Below are 23,703 nucleotides of genomic sequence, written 5' to 3' on the forward strand. Positions count from 1 at the left end.
AGTGAAAGCAAAAGGATTAGTTCTCGTGTTTTGTGTGTTTTTTATTTTTCAATCTTGCGGTCGCAAATCAGCAGCCGATTTCAATTCCGATTTTTCATTATTTAAAGAGTATATAGTCAGTTTCACGGGAGGAATAGTCTCGTCGGAATCTGATATTCGGGTGGTTTTAGCTTTCGATAAAAAAGATTGGAAAGCCAATCAGGTTTTAGACAGTGATTTGCTTGATATTTCGCCAAGTGTAGACGGAAAAATAGTAGCACTTTCTACTAATACACTTGCTTTTATTCCAGAAAAAAAGCTAAAACCCGGAACAGAATATCAAGTTACTTTAAACTTAGATAAACTTACCGCAATTCCGAAAGAGAAAGAAAAAGAACTTTCGAAATTCAACTTTACAGTAAAAACAATCAAGCAGGATTTTACGATAAATACTGCCGATATTCAGTCGTATAGTAAAGAATATCAATATTTGAATTGTGTCTTGAAAACAGCTGATAATATTGATCTTGAAACCGCTAAAAAGTTAGTTTTAGCCAAGCAAAAGGGAAATAACCTTAAAATTAAATTCGAAAAAAAATCTGGCTCAGGCAAAGAATTCAATTTTATTATTGATAGTATTCAGCGTTATGCAGAAGGAACAAATCTTGAGATTCTGTATGACGGAAGTGATTTTGATATTGATCAGAAAGGAGAATTAGATTATGCAGTTTCAGGTTTAAATGAATTTAAAATTGTGAAAGTCGACGTTCCGGAAGGAACCAATCAATCGGTTTTGATTAATTTTTCTGAACCATTAGAAAAAGGACAGGATTTCAAAGGCTTGGTTTCGATTCAGAATGCTAATAATTTAAAATTTTCCACTCAGGGAAATCTACTAAAAGTGTATTTTAGTAATGAAGCGCCGGCCAAAAAACAAGAACCCGTTCCTGTTGCAGTCGAAGAATCAACAGTTTCGCTTACCGATTCAGTTACAACTGTTATTGATAGTGCCGCTGTTGTAGCTGATGATGCCGTAGAAGTGGTTAAGAATGATGAAGCCGAACCACAGCAAATTCTGGCAGGAGATTTATTGATTGAAGTTTTTCAGGGAATCGAAAGCCAATATGGTAAAAAAATGGATTCTAATTACAATCAGAAAATCACTTTTGACCAAATAAAACCTGGCGTTCGTTTCATTAAAAACGGAACGATTTTGCCAAGTTCAAATAACTTAAAATTAAATTTTGAAGCCGTAAATTTAAGTGCTGTTGATGTAAAAGTGTATAAAATTTACAAGAATAACATTCTTCAATTTCTTCAATATAATGAATTAAACGGAAGTCAGAATCTCAAGAAAGTAGCGCAACCCGTCGCTAAAACCACGCTCAAATTAAACGAAAGTGCCTTGGTAAATCCTGCTAAATGGAACACCTTTGCTTTAGATTTATCTAAAATAATTACGCCGGAACCAGGTGCAATCTATAGAGTAGAATTTGTATATAAAAAGAAATATTCTGTATACAAATGTGAAACTTCTGAAGATGATGAAACTTCTGAAGATGAAGAAGAAGTAGATGAAAATGACGTAAACTACAGCGGAAACTCTTACGACGATTATTACTATGATGATTATGAATGGAGAGAAAGTCAGGATCCTTGTACCAATTCATATTATTATAATGCGAGAATAGCGACCAATATTTTAGCTACAGATTTGGGTGTTATTGCCAAACGAGGCGAGAATAAATCCTATTTATTTGCCGTAAATAATATTGTTACAACAGAACCAGTTTCAAATGCACGAGTTGATTTATATACGTATCAACAGCAAAAAATAACTACAGGAGCAACAAATAGTGAAGGAATAGCTTCTTTTCAACTGGATAAATTCGCCTATTTTGCGATCGTTTCTGTGGGAGATCAATCTACTTATGTAAAACTTGATGACGGACTTTCTTTGTCAGTAAGTAATTTTGATGTTGCCGGAGAGACTTTACAGAAAGGATTAAAAGGCTTTATTTATGGCGAACGTGGCGTTTGGCGTCCGGGAGATAATTTGTATTTGTCTTTTATCCTGAATGATGCTTCGAATAAATTACCAAAATCACATCCAATTAAATTCAGATTGAATGATCCAAACGGTAAAACAACTTATCAGACAATTCAGAAGACGAACGATTTAAATCATTATTCATTCGTAGTGCCAACAAGTGCAGATGCGCCAACAGGAAATTGGGAAGCAATGATAAGCGTTGGTGGTGCTAAGTTTTACAAAAGCATAAAAATTGAAACGATCAAACCGAATCGTTTAAAAATAAAAAATAACTTCTCAAGAAAGACACTTTCGTCGTCTTATCCAAATACAAGTAATCTAGAAGTTACATGGCTTCACGGCGCAATTGCGAAAAACCTGAATGTAGAAATGCAAGCTAAGTTTTCGCAGCAAACAACCACTTTTAAAGGATATGAGAAATTTACTTTTGATGATTTAGTACGTCAATTTAGTACCGAAGAAATTAATGTTTTCTCTGGGAAATTAAATGAAAACGGAAAAGCTTCAGTAAATATTGAACCAAAATTACAAGGACAAGCGCCTGGAATGCTTCGCGCTTCTTTCATTACAAAAGTTTATGAAGAAGGAGGAGATTTTAGTACAGATGTTATCTCAACAACGTATTCACCTTATAAAACGTATGTAGGAATAAAATCTCCGGAACCAAATAAATACGGAATGTTAGAAACCAGAACCAATAATCGTTTTGATATTGTTACGGTTGATGAAAACGGAAAACCAAAATCAGTTCGAAATCTGGAAGTAAAAGTTTATAAAGTAGAATGGCGTTGGTGGTGGGATGCATCAAGCGATAATTTGTCGAATTATAATTCTTCGAATGCTACAACGGCATACAAAACCTATATTATCAATACAGATGCAAGCGGAAAAGGACACATTCAGTTTTCGTTAGCCGATGAGGAATGGGGGCGCTATTTAATTCGTGTTTCAGATAACCCGAATGGTCATGCAACTGCTCTTACCGTAAATATAGATTGGCCAATCTGGTCTGGAAAAACACGTAATACAGATGCTTCTACGGCAAATATGTTAGTGTTTTCTACAGATAAAAAGAATTATGCAGTAGGAGAAAAAGCAAAAATATCTTTCCCTTCAAGTGAAGGTGGTCGCGCTTTAATTTCGATCGAAAATGGATCAAAAGTAGTGCAGACAATTTGGGCAAAAACACAAAAAGGAGAGACTAAAGTTGAAGTTTCAATTACGGCTGCAATGGCGCCAAACGTGTATTTTAATATCACACTTTTGCAACCACACGCTTCAACTAAAAATGATTCGCCAATTCGTATGTACGGAATCGTTCCGATAGAAGTTGTCGATAAAAATACAATTCTTGCGCCAACACTTTCGATGCCTGACGTTTTAAAACCGGAACAAACTTTTACCGTAAAAGTAGGGGAGAAAACAGGCAAAGAAATGACGTATACTATTGCAGTTGTTGATGAAGGCTTACTGGATTTGACACGTTTTAAAACGCCAAATGCATGGGATAGTTTTTATGTTCGTGAAGCTCTAGGAGTAAAAACCTGGGATATTTATGACGATGTAATTGGTGCATATGGTGGAAAAATAAATCAGATTTTCAGTATTGGTGGAGATCAGGATTTAGGTGGCGGAAAAGCCAAAAAAGCCAACCGTTTTAAACCAGTTGTTTTATATTATGGTCCATTTAAATTAGAAAAAGGACAAACGAAATCACATCAATTAAAATTACCAAAATACATTGGTTCCGTTCGCACAATGGTTGTTGCCGGAGACGCAAACACAAGCGCTTATGGAAGTGTAGAGAAAGCAACTCCTGTAAAAAGCCCGTTGATGGTTTTGGCTTCATTGCCGAGAAAAATTTCACCATCAGAAAAAGTGACGATTCCAGTTACGGTTTTTGCAACTGAAAAGAATATCAAAAATGTTTCAATTCAGATAAAAACAAGCAATGGGTTACAAGTAATGGGAAGTGCAACACAATCATTGAGTTTTACAGAACCGGATGAGAAAATGGCTTATTTTAATCTGGTAGTTGGTTCTGCAACCGGAATTGCTAAAGTACAGGTTATTGCAACTTCAGGAAAAGAGAAATCAGTTTATGATGTCGAAATTGATATGACGAACCCTAATCCGGTTACGAATACATTTACTGATATTATTTTACCTCCAAATAGTACCAAAACGATTTCATGGAAAACTTTTGGAGTTTCGGGAAGTAATAAAGCCAGATTAGAAGTGTCGTCAATGCCAACGATGAATCTGAACGGAAGATTACAATTCCTGATTCAATATCCGCATGGTTGTGTAGAGCAAACAACATCTTCAGTATTTCCTCAGTTGTTTTTGAATGATGTTGTCGATTTAGATGCAACTCGAAAAGCATTAATTCAAAAAAATATCACGGCAGGAATTACAAGATTAGGAAGTTTTCAATTATCAAACGGTGGATTGTCGTATTGGCAAGGAAACACGATTGCGGATGATTGGGGAAGTTCGTATGCTGGACATTTCCTGATTGAAGCGGAGAAAAAAGGATATGTTTTACCAATTAATTTCAAATCAAAATGGATTTCGTATCAGCAAAAAGAAGCGAAACAGTGGCGTTTTGAACCTAAATATGGTAATGATTTAGCGCAATCTTATAGATTATATACTTTGGCTTTGGCTGGAAATGCAGATTTGTCTTCGATGAACAGATTACGCGAAACTAAAGGTATTTCTAACGAAAGTAAACTTCGCTTGGCGGCAGCTTATGTTTTGGCAGGGCAAAAATCGGCAGGACAGAATCTTTTATTAAATACTAGTATTGATAACGAATCAGATGGTTATAATTATTACTATTATGGTTCAAGTGAAAGAAACAGAGCAATGGCTTTAGAAACCATGTTGCTTTTGGGGCAAAAACAAAAAGCATTTACTTTGGCTACGAAATTAGCAAAAGAAATGTCTAATAATCAATGGATGAGTACACAAACAACGGCGTATTGTTTATATTCAATGTCGAAATTTGCTATTGCTAATGGTCCTAAAGGAATTAATCTTCAATTTAGTAAAAACGGAAAAGGAGAAACGATAAGTACACAAAAAACAGTTGCTGACAGAAGTTTAATTATCCAAAGCGGTGCAAATAATGTTGTGTTGAAAAACCTTAAAAACAACACCGTTTATGTACGTGTTTTAAATACTGGAATCTTACCAATTGGACAGGAAAAAGAAGTTCAAAGCGATGTTTCGGCTGCTATTGTTTTCAAAAACAGAAAAGGAAGCACAATCAATGTATCGAAAATTAGTCAGGGAACTGAATTTATTGCGGAGGTTACGATTAAAAACCAAAGAAATGAAAGTGTTCAAAATGTAGCTTTATCACAGATTCTACCTTCAGGTTTCGAAATTGTAAATACACGTTTCACCGATTACGGAGACGCTACAAACAATACAGCTGATTATATTGATATTCGTGATGACAGAACTAATTTCTATTTTGGAATGAAAGCCAGAGAGACAAAAACATTTAGAATCCTACTTAACGCATCATATCTTGGGAATTATTATTTACCAGGATTGCAATGTGAAGCGATGTATGATAATACATTCCTTGCCAGAACAAAAGGTTTTTGGGTTGAGGTTGTGAAATAGAAAATAAAATGGCCCATGGGGTTTTACGGATTAAACGGATTTTCACAGATTAAATTTATCTGTTTGATCCAATAAAAAAAGATCCGTTTAATCCGTAAAACCCGTGAGCTAAAACTAAAAGCATTGAAAAATAAACTTATAGCGTTCTCACAACGCATTATAAATTGGATTAAAAAGAATAAAATAAAATCAGCAATTGCATTTCTGCTCTTGCTGATTTATTATTTCTCATTGCCACGAACTCTGTTTCAGGAACCTTATTCTACGGTTATTGAAAGTAAGGAAGGAGAATTACTTGGTGCAAAAATTGCTCGGGATGGTCAATGGCGTTTTCCTGCGCAAGATAGTGTTCCTGATAAATTCAAAAAATGTATCGTTTATTTTGAAGATGAATATTTCTATAAACATCCGGGTTTTAATCCCGTAGCGATGGTAAATGCGATTAAGCAAAACCAAAAAGCGGGTAAAGTTGTTCGAGGCGGAAGTACATTAACACAACAAGTTATCCGGTTATCCCGAAAAGGAAAAGGAAGAACTTACTTTGAGAAAATCATAGAAATTATTCTGGCAACACGATTAGAATTGGGATATTCTAAAGATGAAATACTGGAATTGTATGCCGCTCACGCGCCATTTGGAGGAAATGTGGTTGGGTTAGAAATGGCTTCCTGGCGTTATTTTGGTGTGCAATCAAACCAATTGTCCTGGGCAGAAAATGCAACTTTAGCAGTTTTGCCAAACGCACCAAGTTTGATTTATCCAGGAAAAAATCAAATTAAGTTACTTAATAAACGAAACAGGCTTTTGCTAAAATTGCATCAGGAAGGAATAATTGACAAACAAACTTACGAACTTTCAGTTGAAGAATCATTACCTCAAAAACCGTATGATTTGCCACAAATTGCGCCTCATTTATTGCAGCGAGTGGCGAAAAGTGAAGAAGGAACGCGTGTAAAAACCACGATTGATTATGCTTTGCAAAATAGAGTAAATCAAATTGCAAGATATTATTACAATCAATATAAACAGAATGAAGTTAACAATTTAGCGATTCTGGTAATTGATGTTTCAAATAGAAATGTGATGAGTTATGTTGGGAATTCTCCAACAGATGGAGATCATCAGAAAGATGTTGATATTATTGACGCACCAAGAAGTACAGGAAGTATCTTGAAACCGCTTTTGTATGCTGGAATGCTTGACGATGGAGAATTATTGCCAAATACTTTAGTAGCAGATATTCCAACGCAAATTGCAGGTTATACACCGCAAAATTTTAATCTAACCTTTGATGGTGCGGTTCCAGCTCATCGCGCTTTGTCAAGATCTTTGAATATTCCGGCTGTTTTAATGCTGCAGGATTTTGGTGTGAATAAATTTTATGAAGAATTGCAAAAGTTCAAGTTGAGAGATATTAATAAAACGCCGGATCATTACGGATTATCGCTTATTTTGGGCGGCGCCGAAAGTAATTTGTGGGATTTATGCAGGACGTATGCTAATCTTTCGTCTACCGTAAATTATTATACTAAAAACAATGCAAAATATAGAACAAAAGAATTCACGGAATTAAATTATAAAAACAATTTCGAACCTGATTTTGGTTCTGAAACAGACCAGAAAAACATTGTTGGGGCAGGATCAATTTGGCTAACGTATAATGCAATGGAAGAAGTAAACCGACCGGAAGGAGACGAAGCCTGGAAGTTTTATGACAGTTCGTTGAAAATTGCATGGAAAACCGGAACTAGTTTTGGTAATCGCGATGCTTGGGCAATTGGAACAAATTCGAAATATGTTGTTGGAGTTTGGGTAGGAAATGCAACAGGCGAGGGCAGACCAACGCTAACGGGAGTAACAAGTGCAGCGCCTATTTTGTTTGATGTTTTTAATTTATTGCCGAGACAAAGATGGTTTCAAACACCTTATAAAGATCTGGATGAAGTTGAAGTTTGTCGTTTAAGCGGTTATTTGGCTAAAGAAGAATGTCCAAAAATCAAACAATGGGTTCCGAAAAAAGGGAAATCTACTATGGTTTGTCCGTATCATAAAAAGGTTCATTTAGATAAAACAGAAAAATTTCAGGTCAATAGCAGTTGCGAAAATATTGATAATATAGTTACTAGAAATTGGTTTGTTTTACCGCCGGTTATGGCTTGGTATTATAAAAGTCAGCATATTGAATATTTACCATTGCCCCCTTTTAAGGAGGATTGTCAAGGTACGCAATCAGTGAATATGGATTTTATTTACCCGAAAACGAATAGTAAAATCTACTTAACGAAGAATTTTAATAGCGAAGTTCAGCCGCTAATTCTCAAAGTAGCTTATTCTGAAAGGGATAAAGAATTGTTTTGGTACGTTGATGATGTTTATAAAGCAACAACAAAAACGTTTCATGAATTACCTATTACACCAACTTCAGGAATACATTATATAACGGTTGTAGATGCTTATGGGAATGAAATTAGGAGGAGAATTGAGATTATTAGAGAGTAAAAATTTAAAAGTAAATTCCATTTTTTTTTAATATTTTCTTATGAAAATATTGTTTGTCAGGCTGAGCGAAGTCGAAGCCCATGTGACAATTGGAGTGCCCTTCGACTTCGCTCAGGGTGACATTAGTATTCGAAATGACTTTTAAATCTACAATCTTCTTATGAAAATGAGAACCTAGCCCAGATAGAAGTGGAAATCCTTTTATTTTTTTCTTTAGAAAAATAAAAGATTGAAACGGATAGCTGGAAATTGCTTCAAAACAAAAACAAATTCCAAGTTTAAAATTCCAAATTTCAAAATTGAAAATAGAAATGAGATTGCTTCGTTCCTCACAATGACGCATAAAAAAACCGCCAATCTTTCGAGAGGCGGTTTTTAATTTATTCTGAAATAACATTTCCTTTTTTATCATAGAAATGGTATTCTAAGTACGTGTAAGCGTCACGAGGTATGATTTTCACCCATTTCTTATGTTCAAAAAACCATTTTGAACGTAATGATGGAAAACCTTTACTGAGGTATGCAGCCACAAACGGATGTGTGTTAAGCACAACTTTATTGTGGGTTTTTAAAAGTCTTTCTAAGTCAGAGGTGATTTTATCAATGATTAAAATTGGCGCTTCAATTTCGCCATGCTCATTGTTTGGATCTTCTTCTCTGGTTTTAATATTAACTTCTGGTCTTACGCGTTGTCTGGTAATTTGAACTAAACCAAATTTACTAGGCGGTAAGATTTTATGCTTTGCTTTATCGTCGCTCATTTCTTCTCGCAAGAAGTCGAACAAAACCTTCCTGTTTTCAGGATTAGACATATCGATAAAATCAACTACGATTATTCCGCCCATATCACGCAAACGAAGTTGTCTGGCAATTTCAGCGGCAGCGATCATATTTACTTCCATGGCGGTGTCTTCCTGATTAGTCGCCTTATTCGAACGGTTTCCGCTGTTTACGTCTATAACGTGAAGAGCTTCAGTGTGTTCTATAATAAGATATGCGCCTTTACTCATGGAGACTGTACGTCCAAATGAAGTTTTGATTTGTCTCTCTATATTGTATTTCTCGAAAATTGGAGTGTCATTTGATTGATAAAACTTAACAATCGATTGTTTTGAAGGTGCAATTTCTTGCAGATATTCCTTCGTTTGATGGTACAACTCTTCATCATCTATTTGTATACCGCTAAAGGTATCGTTGAATACATCTCTTAATATCGAAGAGGCTCTGTTGAGTTCTCCTAATACTTTTGAGGGATGATGAGCAGTTGGTAATTTTTTACACATTGCAGTCCATCTGCCAAGCAGGTTCTGCAAATCTTTTTCTAATTCGGCTACGTTTTTGCCTTCGGCTACTGTGCGAACAATAACACCAAATCCTTTAGGTTTGATCGATAGAACAAGTTTTTTTAAACGATCCTTTTCCTTTTTGTCTTCTATTTTTTGAGAAATAGAAACACGGTCAGAAAACGGAACGAGAACAATAAATCTTCCTGCCAATGAAAGCTCAGCGCTTATTCTTGGACCTTTGGTCGATATAGGTTCTTTAACTACTTGAACTAAGACAGATTGATTGGCACTTAAAATATCAGTAATGATGCCATCTTTGTCAATCTCTTTTTCAAACTGAAAGGTTTTTAGGGAGAAATCTTTTAATTTACCTGCGCTTACAAGTTTTATGAATTTCAGTTGGGAAGCTAAATTTGGACCCAAATCGTGATAATGTAAAAAGGCATCTTTTTCGAAGCCTACATTTACAAAAGCAGCGTTAAGTCCGGCAACTGGTTTTCTGATTTTGGCAATAAAAATATCACCAACCTGAAAGTTGCTTTTTTCTTCTTCTTTGTGTAATTCAATTAGTTTTCCATCTTTTAATAAGGCAAAATCTACTGCTTCAGAACTAGATCTAATGATTAATTCTTTATTCACACTGTAAATTTTTATCTGTTTTTTCAGAAAATAGAGTATAGAGAGAAGAGCATAGGTTAAAACCTAAAATCTAAAATCTAAGATCTAAAATCTTATTTACAGATGGATTAAACAATATTTTTAACAGGTATTGAACCCGGGGAAAAGAAGATTAGTAGAGAATCGAGCAGGGAATATAGATTTTGTCTATGTTCTTTTGTCTTTTCTCTCTTCAGTCTTTTTTTCAATTTCAATGAACGTTTAAAAAGAAAAAAGTAGTTTAAAACTACTTTTTCTTTTTGTGACGGTTAGCTCTCGCTCTTTTTTTACGTTTGTGAGTAGCTACCTTATGTCTCTTTCTTTTTTTACCACTTGGCATATCGTGTCGATTTTATGATTAATTAATAGTATTATTTTGCTTCGTTATTCGTTTTTACTCCCTCTACAAAAACTTTTGCAGGTTTAAAAGCAGGAATGTTGTGTGCTGGAATTTTGATAGTGGTGTTTTTAGAAATGTTTCTACCTGTTTTTTCAGCTCTGGTTTTTACAATAAAACTACCAAATCCTCTTAGGTAAACATTGTCTCCAGTTTCTAATGAAGTTTTAACTTCTTCCATAAAAGTTTCTACTGTTGCTTGAACATCTCCTTTTTCAAGACCTAGTTTCTCTGAAATTTTCGCTACGATATCTGCTTTCGTCATTTTCTTTCCTATTTTATTTTATAAATGGTGTACTATTTTTTTGAGTTTGCAAATATAGGAATTAAAAAAATAATTAATCAAGCTAATTCGTTAAATTTTAATTACATAAACATTTACTTTTGTATTCTAAGTATTTTGCGATGAATTTTTCTAACATATTGATAAAATGGTATTTACAAAACAAACGTGATTTGCCGTGGCGAAAAACGACCAATCCATACCATATTTGGCTCTCAGAAATTATGTTGCAACAGACTAGAGTTGCGCAAGGAATGCCATATTTTTTTGCTTTTACGGAGGAATTTCCTACCGTTTTTGATTTGGCAAATGCCTCAGAAGAGCAGGTTTTGAAACTTTGGCAGGGATTAGGGTATTATTCTCGCGCCAGAAATCTGCATAAAACGTCTCAATTTGTCGCAAATGAGCTCAATGGAGTTTTTCCTGATACCTATAAAGATTTATTAAAATTAAAAGGTGTTGGCGAATATACCGCTGCAGCAGTTGCTTCTTTTTCTTATAATGAAGTGGTTCCTGTTGTTGATGGAAACGTATTTCGAGTACTTTCTCGTTATTTTGATATAGAATCTGATATCGCTGCGCCTGCAACAAAAAAAGAATTTACAGAACTGGCTTACGAATTAATGCCAAAAGATAATCCTGCGATATTTAATCAGGCAATAATGGAGTTTGGCGCTTTGCAATGCGTGCCTAAAAGTCCGGATTGTAATGTTTGTGTCTTTAATGATAGTTGTGCGGCTTTACAAAAAAAGAAAGTTTCTGTTTTGCCTGTGAAATCAAAAAAGGTAAAAGTGACAAATCGTTTCTTTAATTATTTGATTCTGGAAGATGTTTTAGGGAATACTTTAATTCAGAAAAGAACGGCAAAAGGAATCTGGCACAATTTATATGAGTTTCCTCTTTTGGAGACGACTGAAATTGTTGGTTTTGATTTTGTTTCAAACGCAGCTCAAAACGAGATTTTTTCTTCTTATACTATATTAGGTATAGAAGAGTGTAGTGAAACGACTGTAATTCATAAACTTTCGCATCAACATCTTCATATTCAGTTCTGGAAAGTAAAAATTAACGAAATAATTGTTAATGGTCTGAATACTACTGACTTGAAAAATTTTCCTTTTCCAATTGTGATTTATAATTTTATCGAAAAGCAAGAAATAAATTGCTAAAAAAATGTATCTTTGAGGGAAATACTACTATAAAACTATGAACGGAACATTAAATAAAGTAATGCTAATAGGCCATTTAGGAGACGATGTTAAAATGCATTATTTTGATGGCGGAAATTGCATTGGGCGTTTTCAGCTTGCTACAAATGAAGTTTATATTAATAAAACGACTAACGAAAAAATAACTTCAACAGAATGGCACAATTTAGTTGTGCGCAATAAAGCTGCTGAAATTTGTGAAAAATATTTGTCTAAAGGAGATAAAATATATATTGAAGGACGTATAAAATCTCGTCAATGGCAAGCTGAAGATGGTACAACCAAATATACCACCGAAATTCAGGTTACCGAGTTTACTTTCTTGACTACCAAAAAAGAAACTGGAAATCATAGACCAAATCACGATTCAGAATCGCCAAAAAGTACTAACTTTGACGCGGCTAACGAAGGCTTGCCTATTAATGACTTGCCTTTTTGATTGTTTAACTAATCTTTTTTAATTTGGACCCAGAGCCCAGTTTACTCTTATCTACCACTCTAGACATCAATTTAATAATTGGTTTTGTCGGAATATTTATTTTGCTGTTTTTGTCGGCAATTGTTTCAGGTGCCGAAGTAGCACTTTTTTCACTATCTCAAAAAGACATTGATGATGCCTTGAATGAGAATCTTCCGAAAGGAAAAATTATCTCAAATCTTTTAGATAAACCCAAAAAATTACTTGCAACATTATTGGTTGCTAATAATTTCCTGAATATTGGAGTGGTTATTTTGTTCTCCTTTATCGGACAAAATATCTTTGACCAAATTGATTCACCGGTTTTAAAATTTATTTTAGAAGTAATTCTTGTTACTTTTCTGATTTTATTATTTGCAGAAGTTTTGCCTAAAGTTTACGCAAGCCGAAACAATATAAAGTTTGCAAAACGCGTTGCTTATCCAATTGCTGTTTTAGACAAAGTATTATCGCCAATAAGTTTGCCAATGCGCAGTATTACATTGTATTTGCAGAATAAATTAGGGAAACAAAAGAATAGTTTTTCGATAAATCAGCTTTCACAAGCGCTAGAGTTAACAGATTCTGAAGGAACATCAAGCGAGGAACAAAAAATATTAGAAGGAATTGTTTCTTTTGGAAATACAGACACAAAACAGGTTATGAGTCCAAGAATTGATATTTTTGCATTAGAAATATCAGAAACATTTAAATCGATTTATCCTAAGATAATTGAAAAAGGGTTTTCGAGAATTCCTGTTTATCGTGATAATATTGATCAGATAGAAGGCGTTTTATTCGTAAAAGATTTATTGCCTCATATTGATAAAGAAGAGTTTGACTGGACAGCTTTAATGAGAAAAGCATTTTTTGTTCCTGAGAATAAAAAATTAGACAATTTATTGAAGGATTTTCAAAGTCTTAAAAGCCATTTGGCAATTGTGGTTGATGAATATGGAGGAACCTCAGGTTTGGTTTCTTTAGAAGATGTAATCGAGGAAATTGTTGGAGATATAAGCGATGAATTTGACGATGAAAATTTGAATTTTTCCCAGATTGATGAAAGAAATTTTCTTTTTGAAGGAAAAATTAACATGAAAGATTTCTACAGAATAATCGATGTCAATGAAGATATTTTTGAATCTCATAAAGGAGAAGCAGAAACTTTGGCGGGTTTTATTTTAGAAATTTTGGGTAATTTCCCTAAAAAAGATCAAAAAGTAGCTTTTGAAAACTGTGTTTTTACAATAGAAACAGTTGATAAAAAACGTATAAAACAAATAAAAGTAACAATAGATTAAAATGCTTAAAAGATTATTTTCGGTAGCGACAATTTTACTAACATTAACCGTTTTGAGTTGTAAAGATGATGTGGTGCCAAAGCCTGCAAGTTTCCTACGCTTAGATTATCCCGAAGCGAAGTATGTTAATTTTGCAAATAATTGTCCGTTTAGTTTCGAAATGAACGAAAATGCGGTTATTAAAGGAGAAAAAGATTGTGGATTTGCAATTACATATCCTAAAATGAAAGCGACTATTTATTTGACATATAAGCCTGTAAATGGCGATATTCAGAAGTTGCTAAAAGACGCTCAGAAATTAACTTACGAGCATGTTATTAAAGCCGATGATATATTAGAACAACCGTATTTAAACCCACAAAAAAAAGTTTACGGAATGTTTTATCAAGTTGACGGAAATGCGGCTACAAACTCGCAATTTTACGTAACAGACAGTACAAAACATTTTATAACAGGATCGGTTTATTTTTATGCTAAACCTAATTTTGATTCTGTTATGCCAGCAGCAAGTTATATCAAAAATGATATGCAAAGGCTTATGGAAACATTAAAGTGGAAATAAAAAAATCAATACATAAAAAAAGGCGTTCAATTTGAGCGCCTTTTTTTATGTTAAATAAATGGGGATTAAATTCTATTATTTAGAGCTTAGGAAGCTGAAAAAGCTTCGTTTATGAATTCATGAAGTCCTGCTTCTTCAAGTATTTCGATCGAAAATTCTCCAAAACGTTTTGGAAGCCAGATAATTCTAACGCCACTTGGTGAGTTAAGACTTTCTCGTGATAAAGCATTTCCATTTTCATCTTCCGGTTGAACGCCAGAAGCGACCAATTCGTCAAAAGCAGCTTCGATATCCGGAGTCGAATAACAATGGCGATAAATCGTTCCTTCGCCTTTTGAATCCAGCAAATTTTTTAGATTTCCAGAGAAAGGCTGCACAAGCATAAAACGTTCCTGACTCATTTTTACAACGGCATAAGTGACATGTAGTTCGTCTCTTTGCCAAGTGAATGTTTTTGAAATCTCGGCTTTAAAGATTTTTGCATAATAGTCACAAGCCACTTCCAGGTCGTTAACTAAAATATCTATGTGACTAAATTTAAGGTCCATTGTTTATGATTATATATTGATGATTATAATGTCAGCGGGGAATTATAAGCTAAAATATAATTTTGAAAATGATTAACAAAAAAAAACAGTAGCAATCCGGAGTTTACTACTGTTTAGAATTCTGTTTTTCAATCCTTTTTTAAGGATGAATAATCTGGATTACGATTTAATATTCGAAACCTTATACGTTTTTCCGTCTCCAGTTGCCTGAACAGTTTTGGTTAAGTTTTCTTGATTTAGAACCGTTTTGTCAAATACAACAGTAGCAGTTTTTTTGTCAAAATCAACAGTTGCTTTTTCTACTCCTTCAAGATTCGATAATTCTTTTTCGATAGTTTTTGCACATCCCATTGCGCAAGTCATTCCTTCGATTTCGAAACTTGCCGTTTGTACATTTTCGGCTGCAATCGCTTTGTGTTCTTTTGAAGCTGTTTCTATCGGTTTTATATTGGCTAAATTTTTATCTTCTTCTTTTTTGCAGCTTACAAATACTAAACTTGCAATTGCTAATGATGCTACGATTTTTGTGAATTTCATTATATCTAATTTTAGTTATCAAAAAATGTTATTGCAAAATTAGCAAAATCGAGAGGTTAATTCATGAAAATAGTACAAATTTGCATCAAAATAGTATTTATGGATGCAAAACAATTAAAGTGGGCTTATTTATTGGTTCTTTCGCTAATTTGGGGAAGTTCTTTTATTTTAATCAAAAGAGGATTAGTAGGCTTAACTGCGGTTCAGGTTGGTTCGTTCCGAATTATTTTTGCAGCACTATTTTTGTTGATTGTTGGTTTTAAAAGTTTGAAGAAAATTTCGCGTCGTCAATGGAAATTTGTTGCGATAACGTCACTTTTTGGAACTTTTACACCGGCATATCTTTTTGCAATTGCAGAAACTGAAGTTGATAGTTCGATCGTAGCTATTTTAAATTCGCTTACGCCTTTAAATACTTTAGTTCTGGGAATTATTGTTTTTGGAATCCAATTTCAAAAACGTCAGGTTCTTGGAGTTTTTGTTGGACTTATTGGATGTTTGTTACTAGTTTTAAGCGGAGCTTCATCACATCCTGGGCAAAATTATTATTATGTAATTCTGGTTGTAATTGCAACGCTTTGTTATGCGATAAATGTCAATTTGATCAAGAAATATTTATCCGATTTAAATTCCCTAAGTATTACAACAGGAAACTTTGCTGTTTTGCTTTTACCAGCTTTAATTATCTTAAGTACAACCGATATTACGCAAAGAATAAGTTTTGAAGCAACACAACATTCTATTTTATTCGTAATGATTTTGGGGGTTTTAGGAACCGGAATCGCGAATGTTTTGTTCTTTAAATTAATCCAAATGTCATCGCCGGTTTTTGCAACATCGGTAACCTATTTAATTCCGATAGTAGCATTTTTCTGGGGATTATTAGATAACGAAATGCTCACACCAATTCAGTTTTTTGGAGCGTTTATTATCTTGATTGGAGTTTATTTATCGGCGAAGAAAAGCTAAACTTTATTGAAGTTTATTGGAGAAGCTCCGGAGGAGCAACATATTTATAGATGATAATACAAGATCCGGAAAAAGAGCTCCAGCCGAGCGAAATAACTATTTTTCTTTGACAGATGAAAATTTCACCCCGATGGGGTTTTATTGTACAAAATTTATATAATTCTATAAATATATTGTCCCGATGGGACTTACATTTTATTTAAAAGGTTGAATTTCTAGATTATTGACAGAAACATCATTTTAAAAGAAACAGAATATGGTTGATTGATTTTTTTAGTTGAGAAGTTTTTTTTTAGGAGCTAATCCCGCTCCCGAAGCTTTTGGACTATCGGGGCTAGGACTCATTTTTCCTTTAAAAATTTTCGTTAAGTTTGTTACTCATCGTTTATTCAACGAAATAAAATGTTATCAAAGTTTTGATTTAGATAGATTTGTTAATCTGTTCTTATCTATTAAAAAATATTTTTGTAGTCATTTTCATTCTTTTTTAGGTATCTTCGTAATCCTAATAGTTAAGATTATGAACTCAGAAAAAAGATTTACCCGTGTGGTATGGTGGCGGTATTGGAAACAACCGTAACGCTTTCTTAACAGCGTAGGACACCTTAGCTATGCGGGTTTTATTTTCCCTAAAGTTAAGAATTATGAGTACAAACACCCTTTCAAAAGAAACAGAACTGAGATTGACAGATTTTTTCAACAATTCTGTCGATGCTAAGTTTATGGCAAAAACAATTCGGCAAGTAAATTATATGCTTGTTTTGAGTTTAATGCGAGAATGTGAAACTCTAGAGATTGATAAAAGAAGTCTTGAAAACGGCTTTTATTGGTTAAATGAATTAGCCGAAATTCTAAATCCTTATTTAAACGTTGAATGATTAAACAATAAAGGCTGTCGTAATTGACAGCCTTTATTGTTTTTGGACATGTCACCCTGAGCGAAGTCGAAGGGCGCCCCAATTGGAACGTGGGCTTCGACTTCGCTCAGCCTGACAAAAAAGAGCATAAAAAAAAACTTTGTCAAAGTTGAAAACTTTGACAAAGCTTTTAAAAGCCTTAGTAGCTCAGAATCTCAGCGCCTCAGAACCTTTGTCCCTTTGAACCTTTGCATCTTTGAACCTTCCTAAAGAAAATCTGCGTCAGAAACTCCTTCGTTGATTTTAATGTCAGACATTTTGATATCTAATTCAAAGCCTACATTTTGAACGATGTTAAAAGGAACTTTTATACCTTTTACCTCTTTATAGTCATTGAAATTTGTGATTTGTGTAGTTGATTTTCCAGCTTGTTCACGAACTTTAGATTCGGCTACTTTCAAGCCAGATTTAACATCGTAGAAATAAGTCGTTTTGCCTTCTTTTATAGCATAAGCATCGCTGCCGTTTACAGGCTCGATTCTGTCAACTTTTAAATCTGTTCTTTTTACCAATTGTAATTCTTCAAATGGAGCAGCGCTTGCTTTCATTTCGGCAAGATCAGCGCCTTCAAGATTTTTGCGTTGTCCTTGTTGTTCGATATAAGCACCTTTATCGTTCACAACTTGTTTCATTAAATTCATTGTTCCCATTGCAAGAGAAACCATCATTTTTCCTTTTGAATCTAATTTAGACGTAAAAGTCAAAGGGGTTGGCGCTTGCGGAATCGAAGTTGATCCGTTCATTGCCAAAGTTTTTACAGTCGAAACTGCTTTTTCTCCACCAATTGCTTTTAGGTAATTTTCAAAAACTGTTTTTGCTGTAATTCCTGCAGGAACTTCTTTTGTAGTAGCAGGTTTTTCAACAGGATTTCCGAATCTGTCAAAGTAGAAAATCGGAAGTTGAGTTTTTTCTAAACCAGAAATAACATCAGAACCTTTTCCAACAATTACAATTCTCATATTGTCTAATAAGAAATATTTGTTGGCTACACGAAGAATATCATCAGCCGTAACATTGTTGATGGTTTGAATGTATTTTTCGTAGAAATCAGCAGGAAGTTTTTCTGTTTCAATGTTCAAAGCGTATCTGGCAACGGTTTGCGGTTTTTCAACCTGCATTACAAATCGGCCAATATATCCGGCTTTTACATTTTTTAGAACATCTTCAGAAACTTTTTCGGTTCTGATTCTTTTGATTTCTTTTATAAATTGAACTACAGCGCTATCAGTAACAGTGTTTCTAACGGCAGATGAAGCTTTGAATTTAGTTGTATATTTTCCAGTTCCAATGCTTGAACTAGCGCCATATGTCCATGCGTGTTGTTCACGTAAATTCATGTTCAGGTAACTGTTGAAATCTCCACCTAAAATTTGATTTGCAATTACTGCAGGGAAAAAATCAGGATCGCTCATTTTTAAATTTACCGTATTAACCAATGAAATTTCAGATTGAACCGCATTTGGAACATCTACAAAATCAATTTGAAGTTTTGATACGTTTTCCGGACTTGGATAAGTATTTTTTGGAGCAGCTTGTTTTTTCCAACCGCCAAAAAGTTTTTCTACTGCAGCTTTTGTTTCTTTGAATTTAATATCTCCAATAACAACTAAATAAGCATTTTCAGGAACAAAATGTGTTGCATAATTTGTCTGAACATCAGCAAGAGTAACGTTTTTTACAGTTTCTTCAGAAATATATTCTCCTGATGGATGATTTTTTCCAAAGGTCAAAACATCAACAACGCGGTTTGCAATTGCAGGAACACTTTTTTCATCGGCTTTAAGTCCTTCAAGTAGTTTTGCTTTTTCTTTGTCAAATTCAGTTTGAGTAAAATTTGGTTGTAAAGCTCCTTCGGCTAAAAGCTCTAAGACACGTCCAGAATATTTAGAAAGTGAACTTGCATAAGCGCCAGAAGAGGTGAAATTGATGCTTGCGCCATAAAAGTCAATCTCTTCGTTAAAAGCTTCTTTTGCGGTTTTTTTAGTTCCGTTACCAATTAAACTGCTTGTTAATTCATCAACACCTTTTTTATTTCCTTCTGTAAAAGGAGCATTGTCTAAGGTAAGATTAAAACTAACTCTTGGTAATTTATGATTTTCAACTACCAAAACTTTCATGCCGTTTGCCAAAACAAAAGTTTGCGGTTTTTTGATGTTGACTACGGGCGAATTTCCAGGTTTTGGTTGTGGTCGATCTTGTGCTTGCATAATTCCAGTCAGGAATAAAAGGATTAAAAATGTATGTATTTTTTTCATGATTCGATAGACTTAGTTTTGAGCTTTGGTTGAAGGAATGTAATCTAAAATTAAACGTTGGTTAGGATTTAAATACTTTTTGGCTACTTCTCTAATTTCTTCTCTTGTAATAGAGTGGTAAAGGTCGATCTCAGTATTAATAAGATTTACATCTCCATAAAGTAAATAATAAGAAGCCAGGTTTTCTGCAATTCCTTCTACGCTTGCATTTGCATTCACAAAATTATTATCGAATTTGTTTTGTAATTTTTGATAGTCTTTTTCAGAAATCAAATCAGTTTGGATTTTTACGATTTCCTCGTCCATTTCTTTCAAAATGTCGGCTGTAGTATTTGGAGCCATTGGTAAACCATACAAAATGTACATTCCGTAATCTTCCTGACTAAATCCAACAGCACCAATTTGAAGCGCCATTTTTTTATCGTCAACTATTTTTTTGTACAATTTTGAACTTTTTCCATCACTTAAATAAGAAGAGATTAAATCAAGAACTCTTGCGTCTCTAGTTTTCATTGAAGGAGTTCTATAAGAAGCAACAATCATTGGGATCTGAATATTTGGATCTTCGTAAGTCGCTTTTATAGTTTGGTTAATTGGTTCTTCAACAAAAGTTTGTTTCTTAACATCTTCACCTCTTGGGATTGTTGCAAAATACTTCTGAATCCATTCTTTAGTTTTGGTTTTATCGAAATCTCCGGCAACAACTAAAACAGCGTTATTTGGAGTATAAAACTTTTTATTGAAAGCTTTAAATTCTTCAAGAGTTGCAGCGTCCAAATCTTTCATAGAACCGATAGTTGTCCAGCGATATGGGTGATTTTTGAACATGTTTTTTTTCACCTCAGGAAGGATATTCCCGTAAGGTTGATTGTCATAACGCATTCTTTTTTCTTCTTTGACAACTTCATTTTGAGTTTCAACACCTATTTTATTAATTACAGGATGCATTAATCGCTCAGATTCCATCCATAAACCCAGCTCTAAACTGTTTGATGGAAAAACTTCATAATAATAAGTTCTGTCGTCTGTTGTGTTGGCATTATTTACACCTCCATTGGCGGTAACGATTTTCATCCATTCGCCACGTTTTATATTTTCTGTTCCTTCAAATAATAAATGCTCAAAGAAATGTGCAAAACCTGTACGATCAGGACGCTCATCTTTTGAACCTACGTGATACATTACTGAGGTTATCACAACCGGAGCCGATGGATCGTTATGCAAAATAACATGCATACCGTTATCTAAATTGTATTCTTCAAAAGCTACCTTTTGAGCATGAGCTACTCCGCCGAGCATAAGTGCTGCACTTAACATCATTATTGAATTTTTCATAAAGATTAATAATTTATATTACCTAATATGTAGGTAGCAAAGAGTTGGTTATCGTTACATCAAAAATAACTTTTTTTATTATCATTTGGAGATTCGGTACTATTTTGATGACACTTTAACAGTATTTTACATCAGATTGACTTTTTTTAATGGGAGAAATGCCTTGAAAAACAGAGTTTAAGGAGAAAAAAATATTTTTGGAATAAGAGATTGCACAGTAAATTATTAATTGTATATTTGCAACCTTAAAAATCAATAAATCAATTTGGTATGTATGCAATCGTAGAGATAGCAGGGCAACAATTCAAAGTAAGCAAAGACTTAAAGGTTTATGTTAACCGTTTGGCTAATGAAGAAGGTTCAAAAATTTCTTTTGACAAAGTTCTTTTATTAGACGATAATGGAAATGTAACTTTAGGCGCCCCAGCTATAGAAGGTGCTTCAGTAGAAGCTAAAGTGTTACAACACTTAAAAGGAGATAAAGTTATCGTTTTCAAAAAGAAAAGAAGAAAAGGATACAAAAAGAGAAATGGTCACAGACAATATCTTACTCAAATTGTAATTGAAGGTATTACTGCAGCAGGAGGAACTAAAAAAGCAGCAGCTAAAAAAGCAGTTGTGGCAGAAGAAGTAGCTACTGAAGAAGTAGAAGCTCCTAAAGCTAAAAAAGCAGCTCCAAAAGCAAAAAAAGAAGCTACTAAAGAATAATAACAATATTTAAACTCATACGTCATGGCTCACAAGAAAGGTGTCGGTAGTTCGAAGAATGGTAGAGAATCAGAATCAAAACGTTTAGGCGTTAAGATTTTTGGAGGTCAAGCTGCTATTGCTGGGAACATCATCGTTAGACAAAGAGGTTCAAAACATAATCCAGGTGAGAACGTTTACATCAGTAAAGATCACACACTACACGCAAGAGTAGCTGGAGTTGTTAAGTTCCAAAAGAAAAAAGATAACAAATCTTATGTATCTATCCTTCCATTCGAAGCATAATCATTAGACTACTTATTACAAAACCCGTTCTGAAAAGAGCGGGTTTTTTGTTTTTTATAGTTTAACCATGTAAGTTATATAAGTGAATTTAAGTTTGCTGTGTTTTGTTATTTGTTTAAAGTAGTAGTAATTGTGCTTGTTTTGGTCTAATTCAAAAACTTATGGATAGAAAAAAAAATTACCGCAAAGAACGCTAAGTTTTTTTACTTTTCTCTTTTATAAAAGAGGTAAAGTTCGCAAAGCTAAGTCAATACAAAGCTTTGCGAACTTTGTACTTTTTAGAAGTATTCTTAGGTAAAAATCTTTGCGCTCTTTGCGGTAAAAAAATAAGTGCTGAGTTTAGTTTTTATGTTTCGTCACAACATTTAGGATTTGTATCTTGTTTTTGTCATTTTAACCGAAAGTAGAAATCAGTTTCCTTTTTTTGAAATACATATAAGTGTTTTTGTTATTGGAATTTTGAATTTTTAAATTTTAATTTTTCACACCGTATTATTTGTATTTTTGATTGGATTAATCTACCCAAATTTTGAAAAAAATAGTTTTCCTTTTATTTCTTTTCTGTACAAATCTGTTTGCAAAAGAAATTCACCCTACAGAACAAACTGCATCCTTAAATGATTCTCAAAAAAAGATATTATACGAATTTGCCATCTTGCAAAAAAGCGGTTCTGATCCAAATGTATATTGGCAAAAGCATAAGAATCAGTTTTCTGCGCTAAATGATACAGTAAGAAATCAATTAGCGAATGAAATTTATGCTAATTCTCATATAGTCTATGTTCCTGTAAAAAATTCTGCGGTTCAATTATGGATGCAAACACAATCTCTAACCAATTGGATGTTGTGTCTCGCTGCATTTATTGCAATTTGTTCTGTAATAGGCTTGTTGCGCAATTATTGGAATTCATTAATAGATATTCTTATAAAACAGTTTGCGCCCTTATTCAGACTTTTGTTTTCTGCAATTTTATTAACGTACGAACTATTGTTAGTAGGTGTTGTATGTATTGTTTTGGGATGTTTTATAGAAGAAATGACATTGCGAACTATAGTAATCCATACAGGTTTGTTTTTATTATGGAGTCAATCGACGGCGATTTTTACCCGAAAGTATTTAGTGCAGAAGTATATTTTTGAAATAAAGAATAATTTCTGGGGAAATGATAAATGGGAAACTGTAAAAACAATTTGTCTACCAGCTATAATTGTTACTGCAGCTCTGTTTTATCTTTTGTATAAAATTCCGGGAGATACTTTGTATAATTATGAAATTGTTGTAGCTGCAATGGTGGCAATTTGTGCTTTGCCTTTTTGGCGAATCTTAGAGAAATATATGTATCCAATTCTTATACCGTACAAAGAGAAAGATGATTTTATCGAAAGAAGTGTTTATTCGCTCGCAGCCTGCGTTGTTTTGGCGCTGATTATTGATGGTTTTCTTATTTGGCAGAATAATATGATTTTCTCGTATGTAATAACGGCCTTGACGAGTTTGTTGATTATATCATTTTTGCTGATATCACTTAAGGATAATTATAAGCGCAATTACAAGAATTACTATTATTTGTCATTCGTTGCAACTCTCTTTTTTGTGGCAGTTTTGTTTTATAGTTTTCAGATTCACTCGGCAGAAATGATCTGGGTTTCATTAATTGGAGTAAGTATTTTTATCGTGATTAAATATTGGGAAATTCCAACGTTTTTCTTCAGTTGGAAAAGAAGTAACACCTGGACTTGGGGATTTTTAGGAATGGCAGCTTTATTGTGGTTACTGGCAAAAGGTATTTTGTATGTTTCGGGAACTTTGTTTGTTTAACAAGTCCAG

General features: G+C 33.7%; 18 protein-coding genes. 11 read left to right on the forward strand and 7 right to left on the reverse strand.

Going from position 1 to position 23,703, the window contains the following annotated elements; translation table 11 throughout:
• Window position 1: 1 nt before the first annotated feature.
• Together CLU81_RS15525 and pbpC are read left to right on the forward strand one after the other, a co-directional pair.
• Window positions 2-5,671 carry an alpha-2-macroglobulin gene (locus CLU81_RS15525; RefSeq protein ID WP_099710637.1) on the forward strand — a complete coding sequence of 1,890 codons (5,670 nt, stop codon included), beginning with the start codon at window positions 2-4 and terminating at the stop codon, window positions 5,669-5,671.
• A 123-nt stretch (window positions 5,672-5,794) separates the two neighbouring features.
• The gene (gene pbpC / locus CLU81_RS15530) at window positions 5,795-8,170 is read left to right on the forward strand and encodes a penicillin-binding protein 1C (protein ID WP_099710638.1); all 2,376 of its coding nucleotides are present in this window, start codon (window positions 5,795-5,797) and stop codon (window positions 8,168-8,170) included.
• 4 nt (window positions 8,171-8,174) lie between these two features.
• Here the strand turns inward: pbpC and CLU81_RS15535 are convergent, their stop codons facing one another.
• The 3 genes from CLU81_RS15535 to CLU81_RS15545 form a co-directional block, all read right to left on the reverse strand.
• Complete coding sequence (locus CLU81_RS15535; protein ID WP_099710639.1) at window positions 8,175-8,582, reverse strand: hypothetical protein; 408 nt, start codon at window positions 8,580-8,582, stop codon at window positions 8,175-8,177.
• Window positions 8,551-10,095 carry a ribonuclease E/G gene (locus CLU81_RS15540; RefSeq protein ID WP_099710640.1) on the reverse strand — a complete coding sequence of 515 codons (1,545 nt, stop codon included), beginning with the start codon at window positions 10,093-10,095 and terminating at the stop codon, window positions 8,551-8,553. Before CLU81_RS15540 ends, CLU81_RS15535 begins: the two co-directional genes overlap by 32 nt.
• A gap of 389 nt (window positions 10,096-10,484) precedes the next feature.
• Window positions 10,485-10,775 (reverse strand): HU family DNA-binding protein, encoded by a 291-nt coding sequence (locus CLU81_RS15545; protein ID WP_007805026.1) that lies wholly within the window; start codon window positions 10,773-10,775, stop codon window positions 10,485-10,487.
• 140 nt (window positions 10,776-10,915) lie between these two features.
• Here CLU81_RS15545 and mutY point away from each other — a divergent pair, with 140 nt between their 5' ends.
• The 4 genes from mutY to gldD are packed head-to-tail and all read left to right on the forward strand — an operon-like array spanning window position 10,916 to window position 14,321.
• Window positions 10,916-11,962: an A/G-specific adenine glycosylase gene (gene mutY, locus CLU81_RS15550; protein WP_099710641.1), complete on the forward strand. Its 1,047-nt coding sequence runs from the start codon at window positions 10,916-10,918 to the stop codon at window positions 11,960-11,962.
• 37 nt (window positions 11,963-11,999) lie between these two features.
• The gene (locus CLU81_RS15555) at window positions 12,000-12,440 is read left to right on the forward strand and encodes a single-stranded DNA-binding protein (protein ID WP_099710642.1); all 441 of its coding nucleotides are present in this window, start codon (window positions 12,000-12,002) and stop codon (window positions 12,438-12,440) included.
• A gap of 23 nt (window positions 12,441-12,463) precedes the next feature.
• Window positions 12,464-13,759 carry a gliding motility-associated protein GldE gene (locus CLU81_RS15560; protein WP_099710643.1) on the forward strand — a complete coding sequence of 432 codons (1,296 nt, stop codon included), beginning with the start codon at window positions 12,464-12,466 and terminating at the stop codon, window positions 13,757-13,759.
• A gap of 1 nt (window position 13,760) precedes the next feature.
• Complete coding sequence (gldD, locus tag CLU81_RS15565) at window positions 13,761-14,321, forward strand: gliding motility lipoprotein GldD (RefSeq protein WP_099710644.1); 561 nt, start codon at window positions 13,761-13,763, stop codon at window positions 14,319-14,321.
• Between the two features lie 86 nt (window positions 14,322-14,407).
• Here the strand turns inward: gldD and CLU81_RS15570 are convergent, their stop codons facing one another.
• The gene (locus CLU81_RS15570; protein WP_099710645.1) at window positions 14,408-14,869 is read right to left on the reverse strand and encodes a VOC family protein; all 462 of its coding nucleotides are present in this window, start codon (window positions 14,867-14,869) and stop codon (window positions 14,408-14,410) included.
• Window positions 14,870-15,028: 159 nt separating this feature from the next.
• A complete protein-coding gene (locus tag CLU81_RS15575) occupies window positions 15,029-15,406 on the reverse strand; it encodes a heavy-metal-associated domain-containing protein (protein ID WP_099710646.1) in 378 nt (125 codons plus the stop codon).
• A 99-nt stretch (window positions 15,407-15,505) separates the two neighbouring features.
• Between CLU81_RS15575 and CLU81_RS15580 the strand changes: the two genes are divergently transcribed.
• Window positions 15,506-16,375: a DMT family transporter gene (locus tag CLU81_RS15580; protein ID WP_099710647.1), complete on the forward strand. Its 870-nt coding sequence runs from the start codon at window positions 15,506-15,508 to the stop codon at window positions 16,373-16,375.
• 644 nt (window positions 16,376-17,019) lie between these two features.
• Entirely contained in the window at window positions 17,020-17,253 is a 234-nt protein-coding gene (locus CLU81_RS15590) for a hypothetical protein (RefSeq protein WP_099710649.1), read from the forward strand.
• A gap of 245 nt (window positions 17,254-17,498) precedes the next feature.
• Here CLU81_RS15590 and CLU81_RS15595 read toward each other — a convergent pair whose 3' ends face one another.
• Together CLU81_RS15595 and CLU81_RS15600 are read right to left on the reverse strand one after the other, a co-directional pair.
• The gene (locus CLU81_RS15595; protein WP_233209721.1) at window positions 17,499-19,547 is read right to left on the reverse strand and encodes a pitrilysin family protein; all 2,049 of its coding nucleotides are present in this window, start codon (window positions 19,545-19,547) and stop codon (window positions 17,499-17,501) included.
• A 12-nt stretch (window positions 19,548-19,559) separates the two neighbouring features.
• Window positions 19,560-20,882 carry a pitrilysin family protein gene (locus CLU81_RS15600; protein WP_099710651.1) on the reverse strand — a complete coding sequence of 441 codons (1,323 nt, stop codon included), beginning with the start codon at window positions 20,880-20,882 and terminating at the stop codon, window positions 19,560-19,562.
• A 270-nt stretch (window positions 20,883-21,152) separates the two neighbouring features.
• Here CLU81_RS15600 and rplU point away from each other — a divergent pair, with 270 nt between their 5' ends.
• The 3 genes from rplU (at window position 21,153) to CLU81_RS15615 (ending at window position 23,694) form a co-directional block, all read left to right on the forward strand.
• On the forward strand, window positions 21,153-21,590 hold the full coding sequence (gene rplU / locus CLU81_RS15605) for a 50S ribosomal protein L21 (protein WP_089353040.1): 438 nt from the start codon (window positions 21,153-21,155) through the stop codon (window positions 21,588-21,590).
• Window positions 21,591-21,614: 24 nt separating this feature from the next.
• Window positions 21,615-21,875 (forward strand): 50S ribosomal protein L27, encoded by a 261-nt coding sequence (rpmA, locus tag CLU81_RS15610; RefSeq protein ID WP_017497241.1) that lies wholly within the window; start codon window positions 21,615-21,617, stop codon window positions 21,873-21,875.
• A gap of 529 nt (window positions 21,876-22,404) precedes the next feature.
• On the forward strand, window positions 22,405-23,694 hold the full coding sequence (locus tag CLU81_RS15615; RefSeq protein WP_233209722.1) for a hypothetical protein: 1,290 nt from the start codon (window positions 22,405-22,407) through the stop codon (window positions 23,692-23,694).
• Window positions 23,695-23,703 lie beyond the last annotated feature (9 nt).

This window comes from Flavobacterium sp. 9 (assembly GCF_002754195.1).
Classification (GTDB): domain Bacteria; phylum Bacteroidota; class Bacteroidia; order Flavobacteriales; family Flavobacteriaceae; genus Flavobacterium.

What these genes read in the sequence shown, in the direction of transcription:
- mutY (WP_099710641.1), top strand. Translation starts at nt 10,916, where the DNA reads ATGAATTTTTCTAACATATTGATAAAATGGTATTTACAAAACAAACGT.
- gldD (WP_099710644.1), top strand. Translation starts at nt 13,761, where the DNA reads ATGCTTAAAAGATTATTTTCGGTAGCGACAATTTTACTAACATTAACC.
- CLU81_RS15590 (WP_099710649.1), top strand. Translation starts at nt 17,020, where the DNA reads ATGAGTACAAACACCCTTTCAAAAGAAACAGAACTGAGATTGACAGAT.
- rplU (WP_089353040.1), top strand. Translation starts at nt 21,153, where the DNA reads ATGTATGCAATCGTAGAGATAGCAGGGCAACAATTCAAAGTAAGCAAA.
- rpmA (WP_017497241.1), top strand. Translation starts at nt 21,615, where the DNA reads ATGGCTCACAAGAAAGGTGTCGGTAGTTCGAAGAATGGTAGAGAATCA.
- CLU81_RS15545 (WP_007805026.1), bottom strand. Translation starts at nt 10,775, where the DNA reads ATGACGAAAGCAGATATCGTAGCGAAAATTTCAGAGAAACTAGGTCTT.
- CLU81_RS15595 (WP_233209721.1), bottom strand. Translation starts at nt 19,547, where the DNA reads ATGAAAAAAATACATACATTTTTAATCCTTTTATTCCTGACTGGAATT.
- CLU81_RS15575 (WP_099710646.1), bottom strand. Translation starts at nt 15,406, where the DNA reads ATGAAATTCACAAAAATCGTAGCATCATTAGCAATTGCAAGTTTAGTA.
- CLU81_RS15555 (WP_099710642.1), top strand. Translation starts at nt 12,000, where the DNA reads ATGAACGGAACATTAAATAAAGTAATGCTAATAGGCCATTTAGGAGAC.
- CLU81_RS15535 (WP_099710639.1), bottom strand. Translation starts at nt 8,582, where the DNA reads ATGATAAAAAAGGAAATGTTATTTCAGAATAAATTAAAAACCGCCTCT.
- CLU81_RS15570 (WP_099710645.1), bottom strand. Translation starts at nt 14,869, where the DNA reads ATGGACCTTAAATTTAGTCACATAGATATTTTAGTTAACGACCTGGAA.
- CLU81_RS15600 (WP_099710651.1), bottom strand. Translation starts at nt 20,882, where the DNA reads ATGAAAAATTCAATAATGATGTTAAGTGCAGCACTTATGCTCGGCGGA.
- CLU81_RS15580 (WP_099710647.1), top strand. Translation starts at nt 15,506, where the DNA reads ATGGATGCAAAACAATTAAAGTGGGCTTATTTATTGGTTCTTTCGCTA.